The 4,209-nt window shown below is 67.2% G+C and carries 4 protein-coding genes and 1 pseudogene; 1 reads left to right on the top strand and 4 read right to left on the bottom strand.

The window, feature by feature from the left end:
* Nucleotides 1-332: 332 nt before the first annotated feature.
* Both BCAL_RS11270 and BCAL_RS13995 read right to left on the bottom strand, forming a co-directional pair.
* Entirely contained in the window at nucleotides 333-1,229 is an 897-nt protein-coding gene (locus BCAL_RS11270; protein ID WP_052401220.1) for an MFS transporter, read from the bottom strand.
* A gap of 76 nt (nucleotides 1,230-1,305) precedes the next feature.
* Nucleotides 1,306-1,710, bottom strand: a pseudogene (locus BCAL_RS13995) (MFS transporter); the annotation flags it as partial.
* 320 nt (nucleotides 1,711-2,030) lie between these two features.
* Here BCAL_RS13995 and BCAL_RS11265 point away from each other — a divergent pair.
* Nucleotides 2,031-2,942 (top strand): LysR family transcriptional regulator, encoded by a 912-nt coding sequence (locus BCAL_RS11265; RefSeq protein WP_043164010.1) that lies wholly within the window; start codon nucleotides 2,031-2,033, stop codon nucleotides 2,940-2,942.
* 23 nt (nucleotides 2,943-2,965) lie between these two features.
* Here BCAL_RS11265 and BCAL_RS11260 read toward each other — a convergent pair whose 3' ends face one another.
* Together BCAL_RS11260 and BCAL_RS13830 are read right to left on the bottom strand one after the other, a co-directional pair.
* Nucleotides 2,966-3,628, bottom strand: a complete 663-nt coding sequence (locus tag BCAL_RS11260; RefSeq protein WP_052118962.1) for a DedA family protein — start codon at nucleotides 3,626-3,628, stop codon at nucleotides 2,966-2,968.
* Nucleotides 3,629-3,711: 83 nt separating this feature from the next.
* A partial coding sequence (locus BCAL_RS13830; RefSeq protein ID WP_238549703.1) for a sensor histidine kinase occupies nucleotides 3,712-4,209 on the bottom strand: 498 nt, incomplete at its 5' end.

Here is a 4,209-nt window from a genome sequence, read left to right as displayed (position 1 = left end):
GTTGGCGGGCAGGTGCAGCATGCGCTTGAGCGCGCCGGCTGATATGGTTGGCACAGGCGTTCCCTTGTTCCGGTTCTACTTTCTTGGCGGAAACAAACCATACAGGAGAACGCCCCTCTCATATCCCACACGAAAAAGCCCCGGCAAAGACGCCGAGGCACAACACCCCACCACACAAACTGGCGAAGACTCTTTTATTATTCGCATTCATTGTATCGATGATTATCCGAATTTATCCCCTCGTATAGATGGAAACGCTGCCGTACCAAGCTTTATATGCCCGTATCGAATACTGTGGATCGCGATTCTTTCCGAATGCTCGTCCCCGGTCCTCAGCGTTCGCGCCAGCACAGCAGCTCGAAGATGAGGATGAGGACGAGCAGCGCGGCCGAGGCGAGGAACACGGCCCTCAGGGCGAGGGTCAGCGTGGGCAGGAACGTGGCGACGACGCCGAACACGGCCACGCCGACCGCGCCGCCTACCTGACGGAACGTGTTGAACATGGCGGAGGCGATGCCTGCCTGTGACGCCTTCACGCTGGCGAGGACGACGCCTGCGGCGGCCGGCGTGGTGATCGCGGCGCCGAAGCCGACGACGCTCAATCCCGCAGCGATCACCCATACGGGGATCGGCGCGGGGTACAGGAACTCGAACAGGAATCCGGCGATCATGATCGCCAGTCCGAGCGTGATAGAGAAGCGCGATCCGCGCGCGGTGATGATGCGCCCGCCGAGGATGTTGCCGCCGATGGTGACGAACGCGCTCGGCACGAACACGAGTCCCGCGGCGAGGGCTCCCATCCCCCGCTCGTTCTGCAGGAACATCGTCGAGATGAACACCATGCCGTACCAGTTGAAGATCATGACGAACCCGATCATCAGCGCCACCTGCATGCCGCGTACGCGGAACAGGTCCAGCGGCATCATCGGGGCGTCCACCCGCACCTGCGAGCGCACGAACGCCGCGAGCGTGAATGCGCCGCCGGCCGTCAACCCCCATGCGAGGGGCGAGTTGAGGCCGAGCGAGCCGATCTCGATGACGCCCGCGATGAACAGGACGAATCCCGTCAGCGCCAGCGTCTGCCCCACCCAGTCGAACGGCTTGGGCCGTCGCGGCGATGGCGCGACGCGCAGCGTGAGCAGAAGCACGAGCAGGCAGAACGGCACGTTGATCGCGAACACGAGGCTCCAGTGGATCGGCGTGAGCAGTCCGCCGAGCAGCGGGCCCACGGCCCAGGCGCTCGCCGCCTCCCGCGCCCCACAGGGCCAGCGCCCATGCGCGGCGGCGAGGGTCCGGGTTCGCCTCGTTGATCAGGGACATCGATGCGGGCAGGATGAGCGCGGAGGCGACGCCGAGCAGGCAGCGTCCGGCGACGAGCGCCGTCATCGACCACGCGAACGAGCTGAACAGCGACGCCGCGGAGAACAGCGTCGCGCCGGCGATGAACACGCGTTTGGCGCCCCACCGGTCGGCGAGGTTGCCGCACAGGAGCAGCAACGCGGCGAACAGGAGGCTGTAGCCGTCGACCACCCACTGCTGGACGGCCATGTCGCCGCCGAGGTCGCGAGCGATGGTCGGCAGCGCCACGTTGACGATGAGCACGTCCATGCCGACGAGGAACGAGGCGATCGACGCGGCCGCAGTGGCGAACGCCGCCGGATGGTGTGCGTGATGGTCGTGGCGGCCGACGGCGGGCCGGCCTTGGGTCATGGGGCCCGTGTCCGTCACCCTGCCGTCCTCGGTGTCCCTGATGCTGCGCGTTGCGGTCGATGAGCGCATGCCGTCCCTCCCCTGTCTCTCGTCTCCTGTGCGATCATCCCCTCGGCGGATGCCTGACATTATTCCGCCGTAATCCGTTCGAACAATCGCATGGAACAGTGTAGGCTTGATAACAAGCGAAAATCAGCGGATATCGGACGATTCTGGTTCATGGTGCATAAACCATCGGTTAATACGCTACGATCGGCGCTCGTTCGTGGCCGATCGGGAGAGCCACGGACGGGCGGAATGGTGCGAGGAAGGGCGGGATCATGTACGACCGGAGACTGGACGCGCTCATTGCCGCGGCCGAGACCGGAAGCTTCGCCGCGGCGGCCCGGCGCCTGCACATCTCGACGCCGGCGTTGGCCAAACAGGTCAACACGTTCGAAAGGGAGTACAGGATCACGGTGTTCGACCGCTCCCGCAGCGGCGTGACGCCGACCGCGGCGGGAGCGGAGTTCATCGAGGACGCCCGTTCGATCGTCCGTCAGTCGAACGAGATCATCGCGAGAATGCGGCGTCGCGCGCATACGGGCACGCCGCCGGTCAGACTCGGCATCTCCGCGCTGCGCCCCGCCCGGCGCGTCCTCGACCTGTGGCAGCGCGAAGCCGACCCGCGCATCCGAGTGGAGCTCGTATCGATGCCGGACGACGACGTGCCGATCGACGACATCATCGCCCATCTGGGCGAGGACATCGACGCGGTGGCCACCGCGTTCGCGCCCGAGCATTGGAACGGGACGTGCGGCACGCTGCCGATCTCCTACGAACCGCTATGCATGGCCGTGCCCCGCGACCATCCGCTGTCACGCCGGCCGCGACTCAAGCTCGACGATCTCGCCGGCCGTGACGGCGTGCGCACCCGCATACGCATCCTGCGCCGATGCGGCGGCACCGACGACATCGCCCGTGACCTGCTGGAGCGACTGGACGGCGTCGAACTGGTCGACATCGACCACTACGACCTGAACCTGTTCAACGAATGCGCCGAAACGGGCGACCTGCTCATCTCCAAACCCATGTGGGACGGGGTCCACCCGCAGCTCGTCAACGTGCCCGTCGACTGGCCGCGGCCTGTCGGCATGCACTACGGGCTCCTCTACCCCGCCGACCCGGAACCGCAGGTCAGAGCGTTCGTCGAACGCATCGGCGCGCTCGCCGGGGTCGCAAGCGAGCCGTGACCCGACCCGTCGGGCACCGGGTCTTACACCTCCCTCGCCGCCATGTGCGCGCGGACCTTGACGACGACGTACCAGACGATCAGCGCGACGACGACCACGGCGACCGCGTACTGGAAGCGGTCGAGGAACCCGAGGATGGAGCACCACCCTGCGCCGAGCATGTAGCCGGCCATGACGAGGATCGTGTTCCAGACGGCCGAGCCGACCGCGGTCAGCAGGGTGAACCGCACAAGGTCGGTGCGCGCGATGCCCGCGGGAATGGAGATGAGGCTGCGCACGATCGGGATGACGCGGCCGATGAACACCGAGAGCAGGCCGTAGCGGGCGAACCAGTCGTTCGCCTTGTCGATGTCGGAGGCGTCGGTCAGGGGCATCTTCTCGAACAGGCGGCGCATGCGTTCGGCGCCGATCGCGTAGGCGATGCCATAGAGCATGAGCGCGCCGGCGACCGAACCGATGGTCGCGCCGACGATCGCCTCGGCCAAGGTCATATGACCCTGCGCGGCGGTGAAGCCGGCCAGCGGGAGGATAACCTCGCTGGGAATCGGCGGGAACAGGTTCTCCAGCAGCACGGCCACGCCGGTGCCGAGTCCGCCCATGACGGACATGAGGCCGACGAGCCAGTCGGTGATGGCTCCGATGAATCCGCCCGTGGAGACCGGGCATGCGGTGATGTTGTCGATCATGGCGCCAACGTTATGGGGAACCGTCTTAGGATCCGCTAATGGGCGACACGCCCGGCCGCGACGCCGGGCTCACGATGTCGGGCTCACGACGCCAGCGGCAGCGTGATGCGCATCGTCGTGCCCCGCGCCGACGTGGATTCAACGTCGAGCGTCCCGCCGTAGCGGTTCGCCACGTCGCGCGCCAGCGCTAGCCCCAGACCGTAGCCCTGGTGGGCGGTGCCGTCGTCGTCGCGCGCGAAGCGTCGGAACAGGCGTTCGGGGTTCTCGCCGATGCCGGGCCCGCGGTCGGCCACGCGGATGACGGCGTCCCCGCCATGACGGTAGCCGACCGACACGGTCACATGCGTGCCGTCGGGCGCGTGCGCGACCGCGTTGTCCAATACGGCGACGAGGCAGCGAGACAACCCCACCGCGTTGCCCTGCACGACAAGATGCGCGGGGTCGCCGTCGACGCGCCTGTCGATGACGACGCCGCGTTTGTCGGCGAGAGGCCGCACCGCGTCGACGGACTGGTCGACGACCCCGGCAAGCGGCACCGGCTCGGCGTCGACCGCGCCGCGCGCCGCGACGAGCAGGTCGGT

The organism is Bifidobacterium callitrichos DSM 23973, assembly GCF_000741175.1.
In the GTDB taxonomy this organism is placed as follows: Bacteria; Actinomycetota; Actinomycetes; order Actinomycetales; family Bifidobacteriaceae; genus Bifidobacterium; species Bifidobacterium callitrichos.
The sequence above is the reverse complement of the archived record's forward strand: the minus strand, read 5'-3'. Positions and strand labels throughout refer to the sequence as shown.

Excerpts from the sequence above, each read along its gene's own strand:
- BCAL_RS11265 (WP_043164010.1), top strand. The coding sequence starts at position 2,031 with ATGTACGACCGGAGACTGGACGCGCTCATTGCCGCGGCCGAGACCGGA.
- BCAL_RS11260 (WP_052118962.1), bottom strand. The coding sequence starts at position 3,628 with ATGATCGACAACATCACCGCATGCCCGGTCTCCACGGGCGGATTCATC.